General features: G+C 61.7%; 19 protein-coding genes and 1 tRNA gene. 14 read left to right on the top strand and 6 right to left on the bottom strand.

Going from position 1 to position 21,659, the window contains the following annotated elements; genetic code table 11:
• Nucleotides 1-194 precede the first annotated feature (194 nt).
• The 4 genes from HMPREF0291_RS05320 (at nucleotide 195) to HMPREF0291_RS05335 (ending at nucleotide 3,154) form a co-directional block, all read left to right on the top strand.
• Nucleotides 195-268, top strand: a tRNA-Pro gene (locus HMPREF0291_RS05320).
• Nucleotides 269-340: 72 nt separating this feature from the next.
• Entirely contained in the window at nucleotides 341-1,765 is a 1,425-nt protein-coding gene (tig, locus tag HMPREF0291_RS05325; protein WP_040423542.1) for a trigger factor, read from the top strand.
• Between the two features lie 160 nt (nucleotides 1,766-1,925).
• On the top strand, nucleotides 1,926-2,507 hold the full coding sequence (locus HMPREF0291_RS05330; protein ID WP_005289085.1) for an ATP-dependent Clp protease proteolytic subunit: 582 nt from the start codon (nucleotides 1,926-1,928) through the stop codon (nucleotides 2,505-2,507).
• Between the two features lie 26 nt (nucleotides 2,508-2,533).
• Complete coding sequence (locus HMPREF0291_RS05335) at nucleotides 2,534-3,154, top strand: ATP-dependent Clp protease proteolytic subunit (protein WP_005289088.1); 621 nt, start codon at nucleotides 2,534-2,536, stop codon at nucleotides 3,152-3,154.
• Nucleotides 3,155-3,388: 234 nt separating this feature from the next.
• Here HMPREF0291_RS05335 and HMPREF0291_RS05340 read toward each other — a convergent pair whose 3' ends face one another.
• The 3 genes from HMPREF0291_RS05340 to HMPREF0291_RS05350 all read right to left on the bottom strand — a co-directional run bounded on the left by HMPREF0291_RS05340 (nucleotide 3,389) and on the right by HMPREF0291_RS05350 (nucleotide 5,382).
• Nucleotides 3,389-3,895 carry a hypothetical protein gene (locus tag HMPREF0291_RS05340; protein WP_005289090.1) on the bottom strand — a complete coding sequence of 169 codons (507 nt, stop codon included), beginning with the start codon at nucleotides 3,893-3,895 and terminating at the stop codon, nucleotides 3,389-3,391.
• Between the two features lie 95 nt (nucleotides 3,896-3,990).
• Nucleotides 3,991-4,500 (bottom strand): hypothetical protein, encoded by a 510-nt coding sequence (locus HMPREF0291_RS11280; protein WP_005289092.1) that lies wholly within the window; start codon nucleotides 4,498-4,500, stop codon nucleotides 3,991-3,993.
• A gap of 108 nt (nucleotides 4,501-4,608) precedes the next feature.
• A complete protein-coding gene (locus tag HMPREF0291_RS05350) occupies nucleotides 4,609-5,382 on the bottom strand; it encodes an alpha/beta fold hydrolase (protein ID WP_040424254.1) in 774 nt (257 codons plus the stop codon).
• 201 nt (nucleotides 5,383-5,583) lie between these two features.
• Between HMPREF0291_RS05350 and clpX the strand changes: the two genes are divergently transcribed.
• The gene (gene clpX, locus HMPREF0291_RS05355) at nucleotides 5,584-6,864 is read left to right on the top strand and encodes an ATP-dependent Clp protease ATP-binding subunit ClpX (protein ID WP_005289097.1); all 1,281 of its coding nucleotides are present in this window, start codon (nucleotides 5,584-5,586) and stop codon (nucleotides 6,862-6,864) included.
• 14 nt (nucleotides 6,865-6,878) lie between these two features.
• On the opposite strand, the gene HMPREF0291_RS05360 is transcribed toward clpX, so the two are convergent.
• Nucleotides 6,879-7,697, bottom strand: coding sequence for a TetR/AcrR family transcriptional regulator (locus HMPREF0291_RS05360; RefSeq protein ID WP_005289100.1), 819 nt, complete (start codon nucleotides 7,695-7,697; stop codon nucleotides 6,879-6,881).
• Between the two features lie 195 nt (nucleotides 7,698-7,892).
• On the opposite strand from HMPREF0291_RS05360, the gene HMPREF0291_RS05365 reads away from it, so the two are divergent.
• The 8 genes from HMPREF0291_RS05365 to HMPREF0291_RS11285 all read left to right on the top strand — a co-directional run bounded on the left by HMPREF0291_RS05365 (nucleotide 7,893) and on the right by HMPREF0291_RS11285 (nucleotide 18,855).
• A complete protein-coding gene (locus HMPREF0291_RS05365) occupies nucleotides 7,893-8,876 on the top strand; it encodes a malate dehydrogenase (protein WP_005289103.1) in 984 nt (327 codons plus the stop codon).
• A 40-nt stretch (nucleotides 8,877-8,916) separates the two neighbouring features.
• Nucleotides 8,917-11,679 carry a valine--tRNA ligase gene (locus tag HMPREF0291_RS05370; RefSeq protein WP_198002237.1) on the top strand — a complete coding sequence of 921 codons (2,763 nt, stop codon included), beginning with the start codon at nucleotides 8,917-8,919 and terminating at the stop codon, nucleotides 11,677-11,679.
• Between the two features lie 28 nt (nucleotides 11,680-11,707).
• On the top strand, nucleotides 11,708-13,141 hold the full coding sequence (folC, locus tag HMPREF0291_RS05375; protein ID WP_083770350.1) for a bifunctional tetrahydrofolate synthase/dihydrofolate synthase: 1,434 nt from the start codon (nucleotides 11,708-11,710) through the stop codon (nucleotides 13,139-13,141).
• Nucleotides 13,138-13,599, top strand: a complete 462-nt coding sequence (locus HMPREF0291_RS05380) for a DUF4233 domain-containing protein (protein ID WP_005289111.1) — start codon at nucleotides 13,138-13,140, stop codon at nucleotides 13,597-13,599. Before folC ends, HMPREF0291_RS05380 begins: the two co-directional genes overlap by 4 nt.
• Nucleotides 13,600-13,803: 204 nt before the next feature.
• Complete coding sequence (locus HMPREF0291_RS05385; RefSeq protein WP_005289115.1) at nucleotides 13,804-14,955, top strand: thiolase family protein; 1,152 nt, start codon at nucleotides 13,804-13,806, stop codon at nucleotides 14,953-14,955.
• A 3-nt stretch (nucleotides 14,956-14,958) separates the two neighbouring features.
• Nucleotides 14,959-17,163: a 3-hydroxyacyl-CoA dehydrogenase/enoyl-CoA hydratase family protein gene (locus tag HMPREF0291_RS05390; RefSeq protein WP_005289117.1), complete on the top strand. Its 2,205-nt coding sequence runs from the start codon at nucleotides 14,959-14,961 to the stop codon at nucleotides 17,161-17,163.
• Nucleotides 17,164-17,301: 138 nt separating this feature from the next.
• On the top strand, nucleotides 17,302-18,210 hold the full coding sequence (locus tag HMPREF0291_RS05395) for a hypothetical protein (protein ID WP_005289120.1): 909 nt from the start codon (nucleotides 17,302-17,304) through the stop codon (nucleotides 18,208-18,210).
• Between the two features lie 150 nt (nucleotides 18,211-18,360).
• Nucleotides 18,361-18,855, top strand: a complete 495-nt coding sequence (locus HMPREF0291_RS11285) for a GNAT family N-acetyltransferase (protein WP_005289124.1) — start codon at nucleotides 18,361-18,363, stop codon at nucleotides 18,853-18,855.
• A gap of 179 nt (nucleotides 18,856-19,034) precedes the next feature.
• Here the strand turns inward: HMPREF0291_RS11285 and HMPREF0291_RS05405 are convergent, their stop codons facing one another.
• Nucleotides 19,035-19,532 carry a cysteine hydrolase family protein gene (locus HMPREF0291_RS05405; protein WP_005289128.1) on the bottom strand — a complete coding sequence of 166 codons (498 nt, stop codon included), beginning with the start codon at nucleotides 19,530-19,532 and terminating at the stop codon, nucleotides 19,035-19,037.
• Nucleotides 19,532-20,515: an aldo/keto reductase gene (locus tag HMPREF0291_RS05410; protein WP_005289133.1), complete on the bottom strand. Its 984-nt coding sequence runs from the start codon at nucleotides 20,513-20,515 to the stop codon at nucleotides 19,532-19,534. The genes HMPREF0291_RS05405 and HMPREF0291_RS05410 overlap by 1 nt, the downstream gene beginning before the upstream one ends.
• A gap of 165 nt (nucleotides 20,516-20,680) precedes the next feature.
• On the opposite strand from HMPREF0291_RS05410, the gene HMPREF0291_RS05415 reads away from it, so the two are divergent.
• On the top strand, nucleotides 20,681-21,595 hold the full coding sequence (locus HMPREF0291_RS05415; RefSeq protein ID WP_005289137.1) for a DUF2262 domain-containing protein: 915 nt from the start codon (nucleotides 20,681-20,683) through the stop codon (nucleotides 21,593-21,595).
• Nucleotides 21,596-21,659: the final 64 nt, after the last annotated feature.

Consider the following 21,659-nt stretch of genomic DNA (forward strand, 5'->3'; position numbering starts at 1 on the left):
AGGAATGCTGTCCCAGGCACGCCGTGTCAACTATGTCATGACTTCAGACACCGTCATTCCCTCCACCACAGAGCTGGCTCCTGGAAATCCGGAGTCAGCTCTTGTTCATTCCTGGCCCCCGATGAAACTGCCCTCATTGGGCCCACGTAGAATCGTCTCCCGTGAGCTAGCGGGGTGAACCCCTGAGCAGCTTACGGGGCGTGGCGCAGTTTGGTAGCGCACCTGCTTTGGGAGCAGGGGGTCGCAGGTTCAAATCCTGTCGCCCCGACAGGGCACCGCTTTACGCGGCGCCCAGGTGAACCTAACGACAACGAAGACAACTAGCCAGGAGAGTATTTCCGTGAAGACTTCCGTGGACAAGCTCAGCGACACTCGCGCGAAGCTGACCGTGACCGTTCCCTTCGAGGAGCTCGGCACGGAAATCGACCAGGCGTACAAGGCCATTGCTCAGCAGGTCAACATCCCGGGTTTCCGTCGCGGTAAGGCTCCGCGCCAGCTTATCGACGCCCGATTTGGCCGCGGCCCGATCCTCGAGCAGGTTGTCAACGATATGCTGCCGACCCGCTACGAGCAGGCCGTCACCGAGAACGAGCTGAACGTGCTGGGCCAGCCGCAGATCGAGATCACCGAGATTGAGGACAATGACCACGTCGAGTTCACCGCTGAGGTGGACATCCGCCCGGAGATTGAGGTTCCGGACTTCTCCAAGATCTCCGTCACGGTGCCGTCGATCAAGGTCGGCGACGACGCTGTCGACGAGGAGCTGGACAACTTGCGCGCCCGCTTCGGCGAACTCAAGGACACCAAGCGCAAGCTGAAGAAGGGCGACTTCGCGGTCATCGACCTCGAGGCAACCGTCGACGGTGAGAAGATTGAGGAAGCCTCCACGGAGGGTATTTCCTACGAGATCGGCCGCGACGACCTCATGGAAGGCCTGGACAAGGCCATTAAAGGCCTCAAGACCGGCGAGTCCGCTGAGTTCGAGTCCGAGATCCAATACGGCGAGCACAAGGGCGAGCAGGCCACCATCACCGTGACCGTCCAGCAGACCAAGGAGCGCACCCTGCCGGAGCTCGACGAAGAGTTCGTGCAGATGGCCTCCGAGTTCGACACCGTCGAGGAGCTGCGCGAGTCCACGAAGACCCAGCTCGAGGAAAACAGCAAGAACCAGCAGGCTGCTGACATCCGCGACGAGGTCCTCAAGGCCGCGCTGGCACAGTCCTCCTTCGAGCTGCCCACCGCAGCTGTCGACGAGCAGGTCCACAACCAGCTCCACCAGATCCTCGGCCAGATGGCTCACGACGAGTCCGCCTTCGCCCAGCTGCTCGAGGCGCAGGGCACGACCCGCGAGGAGTTCGACAAGGAGTCCCGCGAGAACGCCGAGGACTCCATCCGTACCCAGCTCTTCCTCGATGCTGTCGCCGACCAGGAAGAGCCGGAGGTGTCCCAGCAGGAGCTGACCGACCACATCCTGTTCACCGCCCAGTCCTACGGCATGGACCCGAACCAGTTCATCATGCAGCTGCAGCAGTCCGGCCAGGTGGCAAACCTCTACGCCGATGTCCGCCGCGGCAAGGCACTGGCCGCCGCTATCGCGCGCACCACCGTGAAGGACGAGGACGGCAACACCATCGATCCGAACGAGTACTTCGGTGAACTCGACGAGGACGAGGTTGCTGAGGCAGAGGCTGCCGACGCAGCCGTGGTTGAAGCCGCTGAGGCAGACGCTGACGCCGCTGACGCTGATTCGGCAGACGAGAAGTAAATCTTCGTGCACCCCGGCAGGCTGGACATTCTCCCGTCTGCCGGGGTTTGCCGTTAGCCCGCACGCTGACAGCGAACACAGACCGCCCGGCGGGAATCCGCGACTAGGGTGGGGCGTTACTTGAGACGCAACGAAAACTGATTTAGAAGGAGCACTGTAGATGACAACCCCGGCCACCGGCATGAACCTGGGTGACTCGGTGTACGAGCGCCTGCTGCGTGAGCGCATCATCTTCCTCGGCCAGCAGGTCGACGATGAGATTGCGAACAAGCTGTGCGCGCAGATCCTCCTGCTGTCCGCAGAGGATCCGAACCGCGACATCTCGCTGTACATCAACTCTCCGGGCGGCTCTGTGACGGCGGGCATGGCGATCTACGACACGATGAAGTACTCGCCGTGCGACATTGCCACCTACGGCATGGGTCTGGCTGCATCGATGGGCCAGTTCTTGCTGTCGGGCGGCACGAAGGGCAAGCGTTTTGCTCTGCCGCACGCGCGCATCATGATGCACCAGCCGTCGGCAGGCGTGGGTGGTACCGCAGCTGACATCGCCATCCAAGCGGAGCAGTTCGCGCAGACGAAGAAAGAGATGGCGGAGCTCATCGCGGAGCACACCGGCCAGAGCTTCGAGCAAATCACCAAGGACTCGGACCGCGACCGCTGGTTCACCGCGCAGGAGGCAAAGGATTACGGGATCGTCGACCACGTGATCTCCAACGCCCAAGGCACCATCAGCAACTAACCCGGCAGAGATTCAAAGGAGAAAATATGTCTTTCCAGATGCCTAACTCCCGTTACGTTCTGCCGAGCTTTATCGAGCAGTCGTCGTACGGCACGAAGGAAACCAACCCGTACTCGAAGCTCTTCGAGGAGCGCATCATCTTCCTGGGCACCCAGGTCGATGACACGTCCGCCAACGACATCATGGCGCAGCTGCTTGTCCTGGAGTCCCAAGATCCGGACCGCGACATCACGATGTACATCAACTCCCCGGGCGGTTCCTTTACCTCCCTGATGGCTATCTACGACACGATGCAGTACGTCCGCCCCGACGTGCAGACCGTCTGCCTGGGGCAGGCCGCATCCGCTGCGGCAGTGATTCTCGCTGCTGGTGCTCCGGGCAAGCGCGCTGCGCTGCCGAACTCCCGCGTGCTCATTCACCAGCCGGCCACCCAGGGCACCCAGGGCCAGGTTTCTGACCTGGAGATTCAGGCCCAGGAGATCGAGCGCATGCGCCGCCTCATGGAGGAGACGCTGGCCCGCCACTCCGGCCGCACCGCTGAGCAGGTTCGCATCGACACCGACCGCGACAAGATCCTCACCGCTGAGGAAGCTGTCGAGTACGGCATCATCGACCAGGTCTTCGACTACCGCAAGCTCAACGCATAAGAGCTTTTCGCTTATCGACGCCCCCGCGTCCAGCCTTCACCGGCCTGGATTCGCGGGGGCGTTGTCTTTATTCGCATTCACGCGCCAAACCGAGGAACGGTTCCGGCGCCGCAACAGATCCACGACTTCTAGTCCCGCAGATTTAGTTTGCATCGGGCCTGATCTTGGTAGCCAAAAGACCAGGTCAGATCTTATTACCAATGCAACCATGCGAACTAAATCTTGGCACCACTCTTAGCGGCACGGAGTGAGCTTTTCGACGAACTCTTCCGGCGCACCCATCTCGCGCACCTTGTCGTGGTCGTAGCACTTGAAGTTCGACGCCGGATCGCGTCCGTCGTGCTCAATTGGCTGCCAGTCGTTGCCGTCCCAGTGCAGGTATTCCACGTTGTCGGAGCGGTACTTCCCGATCACGGCGAACTGTCCGTCGCAGTAGGCGGAGATGGTGTCACCGATATCGCCTTCCTCTGCGGGGGTCCACTCGCACGGGCCGGTCGGGGATTCGGCCGGTTCCGCAGCCGCGGCTGCGTCAGTCGATTTTTCCGTTTCGGAGACTGTGACCGTGGTGGAGCTGTCGTCTGTTTCTGGTTCAGTCTCCTCGGAGACAGTTTCCGTTGTGGTCTCAGGACTCGGGGCGGGTTCTGGCAGCGGGGCGTCCTCGGTGCATGCGGCTAGCCCGAGAGGAAGTAGAGCCGCGCAAACGAGGGTGCTGAGAGTGTGGGTTGCAGAACGAGTAGTCATTGTGGCCTCCGGCAAATCAACCAACAGTTGTACAGGCCAAACTACCTAGGATGAATGGCTCGGCACTGGTTACGCAGCTTTTGCCCGTTAAATTCCTAATCGCACTCCATCATTTTGTCAGTGATGAACGCCGGTGCGCCATCGTCTGCGTAGGAGTCCACGTCGTAACAGTTGAAGCCGGTAAAGGTTTGGCCGTCCGGCTGGATCTCCACCCAGTGGGTGCCTGAAAGCATGTAGTACACGGAGTCGTCGGACTGAGGGGTGTAGCCGTAAGCCCATTCACCGTCACATTCTCCGAGCACCCTGCCGTCATGCTCCAAGTCTCCTTCTACGGCGGAACAAGACACTTCGACGGGGTCCTCGGACTCTTCAACCGGAGCTTGTTCTGCGGGCTCATCATCGACCGGTTCTTCTTCAGCCTCGGTCTCCGCTTCGTCATACATCGTCTCGGTGATGGTCACCGGGTCGAGGGGTTCGGGGCTGGCGCTGTCGTCGATAGTGGGTTCTTCGATTCCACCGCATGCGGCGAGGCTGAGCGGGAGCAGAACAGCTGCGCCGACGGCAGCAGCTGCTCGGCGGGTGTGTAGGCGCGGGAGGGCGATCATGGCGATATTCCTTGCATCGTCAATTAACGGGATGCTTTAAACATAACCGGGGATCGCGGTTGTGGTGGGGGAAACGCTCCGGATCGGGGCGAGGAAACGTCGTAAAGCTTAGGCCTTGAGGAACGCGACCAGAGCTTCGTTGAACATGTCGGGCTGTTCCGTTGCCACCTGGTGGGATGCGGGCTCGATGACGTTCATCTCGCTCGGTCCCGTGACTCCATCGGCGATCTCGCGGAGCTTGTCGGGGCCGGTGGAGGGGTCGTTGGAACCTGCGATGGCCAGGACCGGAACGGTGATTTCCTGCAGGCGCTCATCAAAACCCCACTTGGCCAAGGCATCGCCGCACTGCGCGTACGCCTCCGGATCGACAGAGCCGACCATGGCCTTGAACTTATCGACGACATCACCGTGCTCTGCCTTGAACCCGTCCGTGAACCAGTTGTCCACCGTAGGATCCACGATCGGGTCCATGCCCTCGTTGCGGGCGGTGTCGGAGCGCTCCTGCCACTTGCCGGCCCCGCCGAGGAACGTCGCCGTGGAAGCGAAGACCGCGCGCTCGACCAAGTCGGACGTTGCGGCGAGGTGCTGTGCAATCGCACCACCCATGGACAGGCCCACGATTGCGCAGGAGGAAATGCCCAGCGAGTTGAGGGTCTCGATGACATCGCTTGCGAGGTCGTCGACCGTGGTCATGCCCAGATTGACCGCCGGGACGGGGGACTCGCCGTGGCCGCGGTGGTTAATGCACACCACTTTGAACTCGTCTTCTAATGCGGGAAGCTGCGCATCCCACGACTCGTGGGTCGTGCCGATGGACGGCAGCAGGACAACGGTCTTTTCACTGTTTTCATTGCCGGATACTTGTGCGTCAAGGATTGTCATGGCATTCATTGTTCCCGAACTACCGGCATCCTGCAGACGCGCGATCAATGCCGGTTTTGGCGGCTTGGGCGGTTACACTCGAGAGACCGAAACCTCACATGTTTTCTGCTCGGGGGCGGACGGGAATGTTCCACCCGCCGGGTAGCGTTGAGGTTGTCAGTTCTAAGTGGCGAGACAGAAGCGAGAGTTGAGACACATCCCATGGCAGTAACGCAAGACAGCTCGGATTTGCTGAAGTGCTCCTTCTGCGGCAAGAGCCAGAAGCAGGTGCGCAAGCTCATTGCCGGCGGCGGCGTCTACATCTGCGATGAGTGCATTGAGCTGTGCAACGAGATCATCGAGGAAGAGCTGGCCGGCGCTCAGGCGCAGGAGACGAGCGACGACGGGCACCTGCCGCGTCCCTCTGAGATCACCTCGTTCTTGGACCAGTATGTGATCGGGCAGGACCGCGCGAAGCGCACCTTGGCCGTTGCTGTGTACAACCACTACAAGCGTGTCCGCACGGAGAAGTCCGCTGCATCGGGGGCTCGCAAGCGGGATGAGGACGTGGAGATTGCCAAGTCCAACATTCTGCTGCTCGGGCCGACAGGCTCGGGTAAGACCTACCTGGCGCAGACCCTCGCCCGGATGCTCAACGTGCCGTTCGCGATCGCCGATGCGACATCGTTGACGGAGGCGGGCTATGTCGGCGAGGATGTGGAGAACATCCTGCTGAAGTTGCTGCAGGCAGCAGACTTTGACGTGAACCGCGCCCAGAACGGCATCATCTACGTCGACGAGGTGGATAAGATCTCCCGGAAGTCGGAGAACCCCTCCATCACCCGTGACGTGTCTGGTGAGGGTGTGCAGCAGGCGCTGCTGAAGATCCTCGAGGGCACCGTTGCATCCGTGCCGCCGCAAGGTGGGCGCAAGCACCCCAACCAGGAGTTCATCCAGCTGGACACGACGAACATCCTGTTCATCGTGGCGGGTGCTTTCGACGGTTTGGACAAGGTCATCGCCGAACGCGTGGGCAAGAAGGGAATCGGCTTCGGCGCGGAGATCGATTCGGCCGCGGAGCGCGAGGAAGCCAACATGCTCGCTCAGGTGCAGCCGGAGGACTTGGTCAAGTTCGGTCTCATCCCCGAGTTCATTGGCCGTCTGCCGATTCTTGCCGCTGTGGAGAACCTCGATGAAGAATCCATGGTGCGCGTGCTCACTGAGCCGAAGAACTCTCTGGTCAAGCAGTACCAGCGCCTGTTCAACATGGATGGGGCGCAGTTGCGGTTCGACGACGGGGCACTGTCTGCCGTGGCGAAAAAGGCAGCGGAGCGCGGCACGGGTGCCCGCGGCCTACGCGCGATCATGGAAGAGATCCTCGTCCCGATCATGTACGACCTGCCGGACCGCGATGACGTGGACGAAGTGGTCATCACTGATGCGGTGGTCAACGACGACGCTGAGCCGGACTACGTGCTCCGCGACGCCAAGAAGTCCGCTTAAGCCGGGGACCTGAGCTACAGAGTGCCGGCGCCGCTGCCGTTGTCGTAAATGTCGTCGGCGGATTCGCCCACGCTGTAATCGACGGGCAGCGCATCGTCCCCCTGCTCAGAGTCAGACGAGCCTGCCTGCATGTCCCTCGGCAGTGACACTGTCAGGTAAGAATTGTGCCCAGTGTCAGGGATCGTCGAGGTCAGGAACGACAACACTAGGTCAATGGTGAGCCGCCGCATCCCCTCCGTGTTGTCCGGGGTGAACAGGTTGATCGCGCCGAAACTGTCCATCGTGTCCTTATTGCCCACGCGGAAGAACGCGGTCGAGGCGATGATGAAGCCAAGGTCAGAGGCGGACACGCCGGGACGGAATGCTCCGGCATCCTGACCCATCATGAGTAACCGTTCGATCTGGAGGATCATGTCCATGTTGCTCCAGATGGCGGTCACGTCGCTCTTGTCCAGAACCGGGTCGAGGTTCTCACGCAGGAACAGCTGGATTGAGTCCGGGTGCTGGACCATCTGGTGGAAGATCGAGTCTACAAAGCGGCGGATGCCCTCAACAGGCACCTTGAAGGTGCGCTCAAGGAATTCCTGCGGCGGGGAGAAGGACCATGCAGCGCGTTGCAGGGCACTGACGTATAGGCCCTTCTTGTCGCCGAAGTGGTAGTGCAGCATGCGTTTGGTCACACCGGCTTCCGTAGCAATGGTCTCCAGCCGGGTGGCGGCGTACCCGTTGCGAGCGAATTCGCGCAGCGCGACATCAACGGCCTGCTCGATGCGGGCCTTGACTGCGGGCGCGGAGTGGCCAACCGGATTGCGCTGCGCGGTCAGGTCGGACACGTCTGCCTCCTCGGGGCCGGGGGATAAATACTTAATTGATCAACCATAAGATTGCCTAAATTGTTCGCACGGTGGGCGAATATGGGGGTAAACGGGGCAGTCAGGGTGGAAAAACCCTAGAAGAACGGGGGTAGCATGGACCTGGAGGACAACCCCGGCAGGGGGTGAGACGCTACAGCAAGGAGATCATCCACTATGACTGCACCGAACCAACCCGTGAAAGTCACTGTCACCGGCGCCGCCGGCAACATCGCGTACTCGTTGCTGTGGCGCATCGGTGCTGGCGAAGTGTTCGGCCCCGACACCCTGGTGGATCTGACGCTGATGGACATCCCGGACAACGTGCAGAAGGTCGACGGCGTAGCCATGGAACTCAGCGACTCTGCACTGAACAAGATCTGCAATCTGCACGTCACGGATGACGCGCAGAAGGCTTTCGACGGCACGAACGCCGCGTTCCTCGTCGGCGCGAAGCCGCGCGGCAAGGGCGAATCCCGTGCGGACATGCTGGAGGCCAACGGCAAGATCTTCATCGACCAGGGCCGCTCCATCAACGACCACGCGGCGGATGACGTGCGTGTGCTGGTGATCGGTAACCCGGCCAACACCAACACCTACATCGCCAACAAGGCTGCCCCGGATGTCGGCCCCGAGCATTTCAACGCGCTCATGCGCCTGGACCACAACCGCACGATCTCCATGCTGTCCCAAAAGCTGGACGAGCACTCGAGCCGTTTTGAGTCCATTGCGGTGTGGGGCAACCACGGCGACACCATGTTCCCGGACATTGAGTACGCCACTGTTGGTGGCCAGCCGGTCAAGGATCGTGTTGAGCGTGATTGGTATGTCGAGGAGTTCATTCCGCGCGTCGCTAAGCGTGGCTCCGAGATCATCGAAGTGCGCGGGCGCTCGTCTGCGGCCTCTGCTGCGTCGGCGGCCGTGGACCACATGCGCGACTGGGTCGCCGGCACTGAAGGCAAGTGGGTGACGTCGGCTGTGGTGTCGAACGGCAGCTACGGTGTCGATGAGGGCCTGGTCTTCGGCCTTCCGGTCATCGGCATCAACGGCCGGTGGAGCGTCGTCGAAGGCTTGGATTTGAACGAGTTCCAGCGCGAGCGCATCGACGCCAACATTGAGGCACTGCGCGCGGAAGCGGAGATCGCGGACAAGCTGTTCTAGAGCTTTCCCCCTTATCAGCGCGAGCATTGACCCCGCTAGACTGTTCTGCGTGACTGAACAAAGCGGCAACACATTCAACGAGTCCCTCATCGGCGCCAACCGCGCCGACTCCCTGCCGAAGAGCTGGGAGCCGCAGGAGATCGAGCAGGGCATTTACGAGGACTGGGTAGCTAAGGGCTACTTCACTGCTGATCCGGCCTCGGACAAGCCCGCCTACTCGATCGTGCTGCCGCCGCCGAACGTGACTGGTCAGCTCCACATGGGTCACGCGCTCGACCACACGCTGATGGACTCCCTGTCACGCCGTAAACGCATGCAGGGCTTCGAGGTGCTGTGGCTACCGGGCATGGACCACGCTGGCATTGCCACCCAGACCAAGGTCGAGGCCATGCTCAAAGAGACCGAGGGCAAGGACCGCTACGACTACGGGCGCGACGAGTTCATTTCCCGCGTGTGGGAGTGGAAAGAAAAGTACGGCGGCACCATCACCTCGCAGATGCGGGCGATCGGCGATTCCGTCGACTGGTCGCGGGAGCGATTCACGCTTGACGACGGTCTGAACCGCGCCGTCGTGACCATCTTCAAACAGCTCTATGACGCTGGGATGATTTACCGCGACTACCGCCTGGTCAACTGGTCACCGGTGCTCGAGACAGCTGTCTCTGACATTGAGGTAGTGTACGAGGACGTCGAGGGCGAGTTCGTCTCCATCCGCTACGGCTCGCTTAACGACGATGAGCCGCACCTTGTTGTGGCCACCACCCGTGTTGAGACGATGCTCGGCGACGTCGCCATCGCCGTCCACCCCGATGACGAGCGCTACGCGGACCTGGTGGGCCAGGAATTCGACCACCCGTTCCGCGACGACCTGAAAATCAAGGTCATCGCCGACGACTACGTCGACATGGAGCTGGGAACCGGTGCCGTGAAGATCACCCCGGCGCACGACCCGAACGACTACGAGATGGGCCTGCGTCACGACCTGGACATGCCGATCATCATGGACTCCACCGGCCACATCGCGAACACCGGCACCCAGTTCGACGGGCTCGACCGCTTCGACGCGCGCGTCAAGGTGCGCGAGGCACTTGACGCGCAGGGGAGGATTGTCAAGGAAGTCCGCCCCTACGTCCACTCCGTTGGCCACTCCGAGCGCACTGGCGAGCCAATCGAACCGCGCCTTTCGCTGCAGTGGTTTGTCAAGGTCGACGAGCTCGCCCGCATGTCCGGCGATGCCGTCCGTTCCGGCGACACCGAGATCCACCCTGAGTCGTTGAGCAAGCGCTACTTCGACTGGGTGGACAACATGCACGACTGGACCATTTCGCGCCAGCTGTGGTGGGGCCACCGCATTCCGATCTGGTACGGCCCCGAGGACGAGAACGGCGAGCGCGACATTGTTTGCTGTGGCCCCGACGAGGAGCCGCCGGCCGGTTACGAACAGGATCCGGACGTCCTGGACACCTGGTTCTCCTCTGCGCTGTGGCCATTTTCGACGATGGGCTGGCCGGAGAAGACCCCGGAGCTGGAGAAGTTCTACCCCACGACCGTGCTGGTCACCGCGTACGACATCCTCTTCTTCTGGGTCGCGCGCATGATGATGTTCGGCACGTTCGCCGGCACGCAGACCCCGGATGTCCTCGGCTCTGGCGCCGACGGCCGTCCGCAGATACCTTTTGAGCACATCTTCCTCCACGGCCTCGTCCGCGATGAGAAGGGCCGGAAAATGTCGAAGTCCCTGGGCAACGGCATCGACCCGATGGACTGGGTGCGCGACTACGGTGCGGACGCACTGCGCTTCGCCCTGGCTCGCGGCGCTAACCCGGGCATCGACCTGCCGATCGGTGATGACAACGCCGCCTCTGCCCGCAACTTCGCCACCAAGCTCTACAACGCGACGAAGTTCGCGCTGATGAACGGCGCTGCGCTTGGACCGCTGCCGCCCCGCGAGCAGCTCACTGACGCAGACCGGTGGATCCTCGACCGCCTCGAGACAGTGCGCAGCCACGTCGACGAGCTTCTCGACGACTACCAGTTCTCCAAAGCCAACGAGGAGCTCTACCACTTCGCCTGGGACGAGCTGTGCGACTGGTACTTGGAGATCGCCAAGACCCAGATTCCGCGCGACACTGATTCTGCGAGCGAGGCGGACCGCGCACGCGGACGCAACACGCAGATCGTTCTCGGCCGCGTCCTCGACGTGGTCCTGCGCCTGCTGCACCCGACGATGCCGTTCGTCACCGAAGTCCTGTGGAAAGCGCTCACGGAAGAAGAGTCTCTCTGCCTGGCACAGTGGCCGACAGCGGAGGACACCAACGGCGGCGCGCAACCCGACGAGGTAGCGCAGCGCCGCATTGAGGACGCAATCGCACTGATCACTGAGCTGCGCCGCTTCCGCTCCGACCAGGGTGTCAAGCCCTCGCAGAAGGTTCCAGCGAAGCTCGACTTCGCGGCAGCCGACCTGGCCGGGCAGGAGGAGCTGGTCCGGTCGATCGCGAAGGTGGAGGCTCCGGAGGAGGGGTTTGCGCCGTCGGCAAGCGTCGAGGTGCGCTTGAGCAACGCCACGATCGACGTGGCGCTGGATACTTCGGGCACGGTCGACCTTGCCGCTGAGCGCAAGCGCCTGGAAAAGGATCTCGCCGCCGCGCAGAAGGAACTGGAGACCACCGGCAAAAAGCTCGGCAACGAGGCCTTCCTGGCCAAGGCGCCGGAGGACGTCGTGGCGAAGATCCGCACCCGCCAGCAGGTCGCGCAGGAAGAGGTCGAGCGCGTCACCGCCCGCCTCGTCGGATTGGGAGGATAGTTTGACCGACGACAGCTTCAACGTCGATATGGATGAGGACGGTCTGGTCCTCAATCTCGGGGACGGGCAGGAGATGGAAGAAGAGACCGTCGATAAGCCTGTGACCGAGCGTGACCTCGCTGAACTCGCGCGCGTCGAGCAGGAGCTGCGGGCGCGGTGGCCGGAAACGAAGCTGGATCCGTCGCTGGACCGCATCGAGATGCTGATGGATCTGCTGGGGCAACCGCAGCAGTCTTACAAGGTCATTCACGTCGCTGGCACGAACGGCAAGACCTCGACGGTGCGGATGATCGAATCTCTGCTGCGCACATTCGGCGCGCGGGTGGGCCGAACGACAAGCCCGCACCTGCAATCCGTCATCGAGCGCATCGGTATCGACGGCGCGCCCATCCACCCAGGCGACTTCGTGCGCGTGTACGAAGAAATCAAGCCCTACATGCAGCTTGTCGACGACGAATCCGACCACCCCCTGTCCTATTTCGAAGCGATTGTCGGGATTGCTTTGGCGGCGTTTGCCGATGCCCCAGTGGACATCGCCGTCGTCGAAGTGGGCATGGGCGGGACGTGGGACGCGACCAATGTCGTCGACGCGGATGTCGACGTGATCATGCCGATCGGGCTGGACCACACCGACTACCTCGGCGACACGATCGAGCAGATCGCGGCGGAGAAGGCAGGCATCGTGAAGAGCCCGGAGTCCGTGACAGTGGTCGCGGACCAAGAGCCCGAAGCCATGCGCGTCGTGCTCGAGCGCACCGTCGAGGTGGGCAGCGCGGTGGCTCGTCTGGGGCAGGAGTTCGGTGTGGAGTCCTCCACCGTCGCTGTTGGTGGACAGACGTTGACACTGCGCGGGCTATCGGGCGAGTACGACGAGATCTTCCTGCCTCTGTCCGGGCCGCACCAGGCGCGCAACGCGGCAGTCGCGTTGGCCGCCGTGGAGGCGTTCTTCGGCGCTGGTGCCGGCAAAACTCTCGACGTGGAGTTGGTGCGCGCCGGGTTCGCCGCGGCGGTCTCGCCGGGCCGCCTGGAGCGCGTCCGCTCCACCCCGACGACGTTCATCGACGCCACCCACAACCCCCACGGCGCTCGCGCACTCGCCGCAGCCTTGGAGCGCGACTTCGAGTTCGCGCGGCTGGTCGGAGTGCTCGGCATTCTCGACGACAAGGACGCCCTCGGTATCTTCCAAGCCCTCGAGCCGGTCTTGAGCGAAGTAGTGATCACCCAGACGTCTTCCCCGCGCGCCACCGACGCCTTTGAGCTCGCCGAGATCGCCCGAGATGTCTTCGGCGAAGAGCGGGTCCACGTCGAAGAGCACCTGCCGTCGGCCTACTCGCTGGCAGTCGAACTCGCCGAAGAAGCCCTCGAAGCAGTTGGCGTGCAATCCGGTTCAGGCGTGCTCATCACCGGCTCGGTGGTCACCGCGGGTGAAGCACGCGCGATGTTTGGAAAGGATCCGCAATGACACGAAGCCCTCGCAAGCCGCGCGAGTCTCGTCGATCTGACGACATCGAGTACGGCCCGCTCGGCCCCGGCCAGGAGCCGGTCAAGGACCCGATGAAGGGCCTGTCCGGAGTGATGTCCGGAACCCTCATCATGGAGGCCATCACGATCTTCCTCTGCCTGACCGTGATTCTGAAAATCCAGGAAGGCGCGCTGTGGACCACCTTCAACTGGGTGTTCGTCACCGTGATGGGCTTCGCCCACCTCATTGCCGCGTTCGTGCAGCGCCGACCGGGCGCGCTGTGGTTGAACCTGGGGTTGCAGGTACCGCTGATTGTGGTCGGTTTCTTCATCCACTGGTCCGTCGGCGCTGTGGGGATCATGTTCGCCATCGTGTGGTTCCTGGTTGTCCAGATGCGTTCGGACATTTTGGAGCGTCAGCGCCGAGGACTGCTGACCACGCAGCACTTGGGGACCTAAGGACCTGGAATACTGCTCGAGGTTTTCCGGAATACTGCTCGCACATCACTGCTGGTCAAAGACGTGCGGAACGGCTTATAAGTGCGAGCAGTATTCCAGAGCTGAGCGGTCATTGGGAATCGGCTGGTTTTCCGTGATCTGGTGGTGTGATCTTTCCTATACTTGTGGGGATGTGTAATCCACGACAAGTTACTAAGGAGCTCCATGTCTGAAGCTGTTTACATCACCCAGGCCAAGCGCACCCCGATCGGCACCTTCGGCGGCTCGCTGTCGAAGACGCCGACCATTGACCTCGGCGCGCACATCGCCAAGGCTGTGATCGAGGAGTCCGGCGTTTCCGCTGACAACTTCGACTCTGCAGTGTGGGCCAACGTGGTCACCACCATCCCGCGCGACAACTACACTTCCCGTGCGGTTTCCCTTGAGGCGGGCATGCCCAACAGCTCCCACGCCTACGGTGTGAACCGCCTGTGCGGTTCCGGCGTGCAGGCCATCATCTCCGCTGCCCAGCAGCTGATGACCGATGATGCGAAGCTCTCCATTGCCGGCGGTGTGGAGATCATGTCCCAGGCTCCGTACTCCGTCGAGGGCATGCGCCAGGGCCGCAAGATGGGCGACGGACGCCTGATCGACTGGCTCACCGGTGCTCTCACTGACCCGATGGGCAACGGTGGCATGGGCATCACCGCCGAGAACATCGCAGCCAAGGTGGGCATTTCCCGTGAGCGCCAAGACGAGTACGCCCTGCAGTCCCAGGAGCGCGCCGCTGCAGCAATCGCCAACGGCGAGTTCGAAGAGCAGATCGTTCCGGTCGGCGAGTTCACCACGGACGAGCACCCGCGCCAGACCACGCTGGAGAAGTTGGCGGGGCTGCGCCCGTCGTTTAGCAAGGAAGGCACCGTCACCGCGGGTAACTCGTCGGGCATTAACGACGCTGCTGCTGCCACCGTCATGACCAACGAGTCCGGCCTCAAGGAATTCGGCCTGGAGCCGATGGCGAAGATCGTCTCCTGGGGCCTGGCTGGCTGCGACCCGGCCACCATGGGTCTCGGCCCGATCGGCGCTGTGCCGAAGGCTCTGGACAAGGCGGGCCTGGACCTGAACGACATCAAGCTCATCGAGTCCAACGAGGCTTTCGCCGCACAGTGCATCGCTGTCGCAGACGGCCTCGGCTTCGACAACGAAAAGACCAACATCCAGGGTGGCGCTATCGCTCTCGGCCACCCGATCGGCGCTACCGGCGTCATCCTGACCACCAAGCTCATCCACCAGCTGAAGAACGCTGGCGGCGGCCTGGGCCTGGTCACCGCGTGCATCGGTGGCGGCCAGGGCATCGCTCTCGTACTGGAGGTTTAAACCATGACTTCGAAGGCTCAAGACATTACAACTGCTGCAGTGCTCGGCGCTGGATCCATGGGTGCCGGCATCGCCGCGCACATGGCCAACGCAGGCATCAAGGTTCACCTGCTCGACCTGCCGAATGAGGAAGGTGACCGCGACGGCCGCGCCCAGAACGGCATTGACACCCAGATCAAGCGCCACGGTTTCCAGCGCCCTGAGTACGCCAAGCTGGTCACCCCGGGCAACACCGAGGACCACCTGGACCGCCTCGGCGAGGTCGACTGGATCGTGGAGGCTGTCTTCGAGGACATCCAGGTCAAGCGCGACACCTTCGCCAAGGTCGACGCGCACCGCAAGCCGGGCACCCCGGTGTCCTCCAACACCTCCACCATTCCGCTGGAGGTCCTGCTGGGTGAGGCGTCTGAGGAGTTCAAGCGCGACTTCTCCATCACCCACTTCTTCAACCCGCCGCGCGTGATGCGCCTGGTCGAGTACGTCGAGGGCCCGGAGACCTCTGCCGAGATCAACGAGCAGATGCACCACGTGCTCGAGCGTCAGATGGGCAAGGTCGTCGTGGATTGCCGCGACACCCCGGGCTTCATCGCCAACCGCATCGGCAACTTCTGGATGGCTGTCGGCGCCAAGACCGCGTTCGACCAGGGCATCAAGCCGGAGCAGGCTGACGTCGCTTTCGGCCGCCCGTTCGGCGTGCCACGCACCGGCATCTTCGGCCTGTTCGACTACGTGGGCATCCAGCTCGTCCCGGGCATCTGGGGCTCGCTGCTCAAGGCCCTGCCGGAGTCGGACGCGTACCACGAATACAACATCGTCGAGCGCGAGGAGTTCAAGACCCTCCTGGACAAGGGCTTCACCGGCCGCACCGCCGAGTCCGGCTTCTACCGCGGCCGCGACGAGGTCTACGACTTCGCGGCCGGCGATTACCGCCCGAAGGAGTCCTTCGAGGTGCCGAAGGACGCCAAGGAGCTGATGGACTCCGGCACCCCGGAGGGTGAGTACGCGAAGGAGGTCTTCAAGACCTTCATCAAGTACTGCTGCGACACCGCTCCGGAGATCACCGACACCGTCGACCAGATCGACATCGCCATGCAGCTCGGTTACGGCTGGAAGAAGGGCCCGTTCGAGCTCGCTGATTCCATTGGCATTGACTACGTCGCCTCGCTTTTCGACGACACCCCCGCCCTCCTCGAGTCCGCCAAGAACGCAGGCGGGTTCTACGCCGACGGCAAGGTGCTGGGCACCGACGGTACCCTGACCGATTTCCCGGAGCGCGAAGGCGTGATCAAGGTTGCAGAGCTGGTCGACGGTGCTGAGGTCGTCGCTGAGAACGATGACGCTGCAGTGTACAAGCTCGGTGAGGGCGACTACGCAGGCTTCGGTGTCTTCACTTACAAGACCCCGATGAACTCCAACTCTAACAACGTCACAGAGCTGCTGACCCACGCCCACGAGTGGGACCTCAAGGGCCTGGTCATCGCTAATGACGAGGAGCGTGCGTTCTCCGCCGGCGCCGACCTGGGCACCATTGCGAAGCTGTCTGGCCCGGAGGGTGACAATGAGGCGCTTCGCCGCACGATCCAGCAGGGTATCGATGGTTTCCGCGCACTGCGCACCGCCCCGTACCCGGTTGTCGGCGCTGTTCGCGGTGTCGCGCTCGGCGGCGGCATGGAAATCCTGTTGCACACCGACGCGTCCGTCATCCACGCCGAGACCCGTGTGGGCTTCCCGGAGCGCAACGTTGGCCTGTTCCCCGGCTGGTCCGGCCCGGTGCGCCTGCTGGAGCGCCTGGTGGAACTCGATGTGCCGAACCCGCACAAGGTCGCGTTCGACGCGTTGCTGGGCACCGTTAAGCCGGTGCCGGCTGCGAACATCGACTTCTGGCGTGACAACGACGAGATCATCCAGTCCCCGGACCACGTCGTCGAGGGTGCGCTGGAGCTGGTGAAGAAGCTTGCCGACGGCTACACCGCCCCGGCCGACGCCGAACTCCCTCTCACGAACGAGACCCTCGAGTACACCGAGGGCTCCGAGACCGACGCCGCCATCGGCGAGGCCCTCGCCTCCGTCTTCGCCGGTGAAGGCACTGCCTCCGAGGAGGAGCTGGGTAAGCGCCAGTCCGAGGCAGCCGCCAAGGTTCTGGCCCGCCAGGAGAACCACGACCGCGCAGTGGCTATGGCCACCACGCGTAAGCCGCTGAACAATTAGCACGCCCCAAGGCACTGCATGCGACCTCCGAGAACCGGCCCCGGGTTTCTACCTGGGAGCCGGTTCTTTCGCATGTGGTGCGAGTACTTAGATACGCTTATGTGAGCGATCCGATCCGAGTAGCAGGAGCACACGACAATGCAGATCCCCTTCACCCTGAATGCGTGCGCTGTAGCGTTAGCGTATCTCGGCCGACACGTTCTCACCGGCGACGAGAGGGCTCAGGTCACCGGCGAATATCCGGTGGATGGAATGGCAGCGTTCATCGCGCTCAATGACGAGCATGCCTCGATCGAGGCGACCTTCCTGCTGCCGGGGGTGGTCTCCGAAGAACCCGAGGTTCTGGTGTTCAGCAATGCGCCGCAGATGCCCGCTTTCGGGATGTGCCGGTTCGTCTTTTATGAGGACCGGGTGATGGCGAAATCGACGATGTTTGCCAGCGAAAGCCTCACGTCAGGGCAAGTCCAGTCGTGGTGGAACACCTGCCTTCGCGAAATTGATACGTGGTACCGCGAGATGGCTAGCCACGGGTTCATCGATGTCACGGTCCCTGTGGCCATCCCCGAACAGTTCAAATTGAACTCTGACATTTATGACGTGTACAACGACGAATGCACTCCCGACGACGAGGTCGGACCCCCAGTCACTGCGACCCGTGTGGCGCGCAGCATGACGCAGATAACTGGTGCGATGCCGCAGGTACGCACCACTGACACTGGGCAATTCGTAGAGACCAGCATCGGCGGCCAGCAAATGGACATCGAAGTCGCAGACGGTGCGCTCCGGTTCATCATCGCGTCGTCGCTGCCGTCCCGGCCCGGTTTGGGGGAGGCGCTTGCGCACTCGATCAACTGGCTGAACATGCAAGAGGCGGCTCCCGTAGCTTACGTATACGATAACGGCGACCACATCGAGATGTTCACGTGCGGGGTGGTAGATACGAGCATGGGTTTAGACGACGCCGCTTTGACCACGGCCATTAGAAAATGGGGCCCGTATGTCTACGATTTCAACGAGCAGATCTTCAACGATCTGCAAAGACAGTAAGCGCTAGCCGTCGGGTTTCGTCGCTGATCATGCAGCTTGTGTCATGGGAATCGCGCTGCGGGAAACGTTCGATGCTGGTAACCGCGGGCGAGCGGCTGCTGGCTGATGTCGAGCACCACGTGCGCATCGGGATTGATAACGTCACTACCCATGGAACTTGTCCCGTGGGACCAGGTCGATGAGATCCCCGACGTCGCTGACGACATTCTGGAATCCGTCGAAGACGAACTGACGGTGCGCTTCACACATGTCCCGCATCCGTACACGCAGGATCATCTGCGGTCCTTCATGGACGCTCCTCCAACCGGGGTGACGCGGTGGGTGATCGTTGTGGAGGGGCGCTATGCCGGAAACATTGAAATGCGGCAGCAGTCCGGTCACGAGGCTAAACTGGGCTACACGGCCGCCCCGTGGGCGCGTGGGCGCGGTGTCATGGCCGATGCGGTGCGTGCCGTTACACAGCACGCACATGAGGCTGGCATCCACCGCGTCGAGCTACGCGCCGCAGTGGATAACCACGCTTCTCGTCGGGTCGCGGAGCGAGCCGGATTCACGTTTGAGGGAATCTATAGGGATGCCGAGCTGCTGCGTGGCGAGTACAACGACCTTGCGGTGTACTCGCACCTGGCTACAGACGCCGACTAGGCACAAGCTTCAGGTTTGATCCGCCCGAATAAGGTCCAGAACCCTATTCAAGCCTGATTTACATATCCTGACCAGCGCAAACGCTGAAAATCAGACACACATTCTGCTACTTAACCCCGGGATGTTCAACGATGTGGCTGTTTACCTGCATCCTTCGTAGGTGCGCCACTTCTACAAGGTCAAAGAACGGTCACTGAGTCTATTTTGGACAATTGCTGTAGCGCGTGCTCGTGTTCGCCTTTTGTCGGGGCACTGCAGGCAGAACCGTAAACGATCACTTCATATCCCAAGCGCACTGCCGTGGAGGCGGTAGCGAGCACGGCGTGAGCTGTCGAGAACCCAGCGAGTGCAATGCGTCCGGTTTGTCGGGCTCCCAATTCCTGGTCCAGGGAGGTGTCTGAGAAGGCGTCGATCCCGAACTTGGTGATGATGGGGTCAGATTCCCGGTAACCGCATTCCGACAAGAGACGCGCTTTACCGAGCAGGCCGCCGTCAGAGTCATCCATTGTGCGGAACTGGATCCACAGCACATCCGTCCCGTGGTTGCGCGCGGTATCAACTGTGTCCGCAATCTTTCTGATGAGGTTGGAGCGAACGGACTGATTCTCGCAGAGATCAAGAATCCACTTTTGGGCATCGATGACAATGAGACAGTCAACCGAATCTTGAGGGGGCATCAGTACCGGGATTCGGTTGGCTCGGGCAAGTCATTGATCGCCGCGATGTCATCGGCGTCGAGCTGCACGTTCGCTGCTTCATAGTTGGAGACGATGTGGGCAATGCTTCGGCTACCTGGAATCGCTTTCACCGCTGGGCTGACGCTGAGCACCCAGGCAAGAGCGACCTGGGATGTTGCCACTCCGTGTTTTTCCGCGATGCGCTGAAGAGTTTCAAGGATGACAGCATTGCGTTCCTGCGCGTCCGGGGTAAAACGTGGCATCCAACTACGGAAATCGCCCTCCATGAGTTCGGACGTGTTCAACGTGCCGGTGAGGTAACCGCGGCCGAGCGGGGAGAAGGCCACCAAAGACGCCCCGTTGTCTTCACACCACTGCAGGACGTTGGTCTTGCTGTCTGCGTGCTCAGAGGGCTGGTCTTTCAGCGGGTCGCGGGTCCAGACTGAGAGTTCAGATTGGACCGCGTCGATGGTGACTACCTCGGAAGCAGCGACTAACTGGTCGTAGGTCGGTTCGCTCACTCCGATATTGCGGATTTTCCCGGCGGCTTGAGCGTCGGCAAGCACCTGAACTTGTTCCTGCACCGGAATGGTTCCATCGAGGCGGTGCAGGTAGTACAGGTCCACATGTTCACGATTCAACCGGCGCAGGGACGCGTCGAGGGCATCGCGGAGGTACCGGGTGGAACCATCAACATGCATCTGCAAGGGTTCGACACTATCGACGACGATGCCGCCCTTCGTAGCGATGTAGACATCCGAGTTGTTTGCAAAGGCCTTGCCTACGAGTTCTTCATTGTGGCCGGCTCCGTACATGTCGCTGGTATCGAAGTGCCTGATTCCAGCATCGAAGGCTTCACGTATGGTGCTTACGCTTGCATTGTCGTCCAGCTGACCAGGTCTGCTGTAACCCCAACTGAAGCCCATGCAACCCAGGCCGATGCGGTCTGCGGGAAGAGGAGCGGGGTTGCCGATTGAGTTCATGACGAATTCCTCTCAGAAACACGGAAGCGAGAACTCTCGCCGAGCCTAGCCGCGTTCCCTTGAAGACCGCTGGGATAAATGCAGCAAGCCAGTTCCACTAGCCAAAGAAGCTTGCCGACGGTCACACCGACTCGGTACTGAACCGTCGCGGTTAAAATCGGCGCCGTGCTCTCCTTCTACAGCGAATTCCCGAATGAACCTGCCGTGAAATCACTGTTGAAGGGGGATGAACTGGAGTTCCTCCTCGTTCTCACTGAGGTGCCTGCGCGGGGAGCCCGAAACAACCTTCTCGGTGAGGACAGCGTTAGCGTCAAACTTGAGCATGTGGATGGTCTCGTTGTGCGAACGCTTCCGGATGGTGCGGTGCACACAGGTGAGATCAACATCGCATACCCGCAGGTTAATCGCACGAAGAACGGGAAGATGTCATTCGATCCCGGTGAAATGGCAGATTTGAAACCATTCACGGTGTACCGGGCGAAAGGGGCATTGTCTCCTTTCTCCAAGTATCGGGCGCAAGGGACCGCGCTTCTCTTCTCGGTGTGGGACGTGATCTCTCCTCAATCGGATCCGGAGCTGGAGGACATCGCCACAGGTGCGGCCAAGAATGGGGTGATCAATACAAAGCTTGGCCAATTGACCATTCAACGAGGCTTCGTTGGCTCCTTCGAAGGGCACGCAAAATCACTCGGTGTCAATGTCAGCATCCCCTATGAGGATCCGGATCCACTCTCTCAGGGGCTGACTCAGCACGAAGAACGGTTCGCATCAGCCGTGCACGTTCTGAACCGCGTTATCACGCGAAAGTTTCTCAAGGATGCCCGCAAGTTCGCCGCCACTGAGGCCCTGCCCAGGGCAAACGAATGGCGCCACGATGTCGCCGAAGCTGAGGGCCGCCGCACTCCCGCGCGGGAATGGAGAGTGCGGGACGTCGCTAGGCGTTTCCGCCCGACGAGCGTGATCGTCCCGGAGAAAGGCGAGATACTTATCGAATTCGACGACGGTGATCTCTTCGGTGGTCACCCGGTCACCGTTGTGGCGGACCGGGACGGGACACTCTTGGAAGTCGAGCTCGACTAAGGGCCCGTTCCGAGCGCTACTGTTCGAGGATTAGGGGCCGGGACGGGCCAGCAGGGGAGGGCTG

The organism is Corynebacterium genitalium ATCC 33030 (genome assembly GCF_000143825.1).
Classification (GTDB): Bacteria; Actinomycetota; Actinomycetes; order Mycobacteriales; family Mycobacteriaceae; genus Corynebacterium; species Corynebacterium genitalium.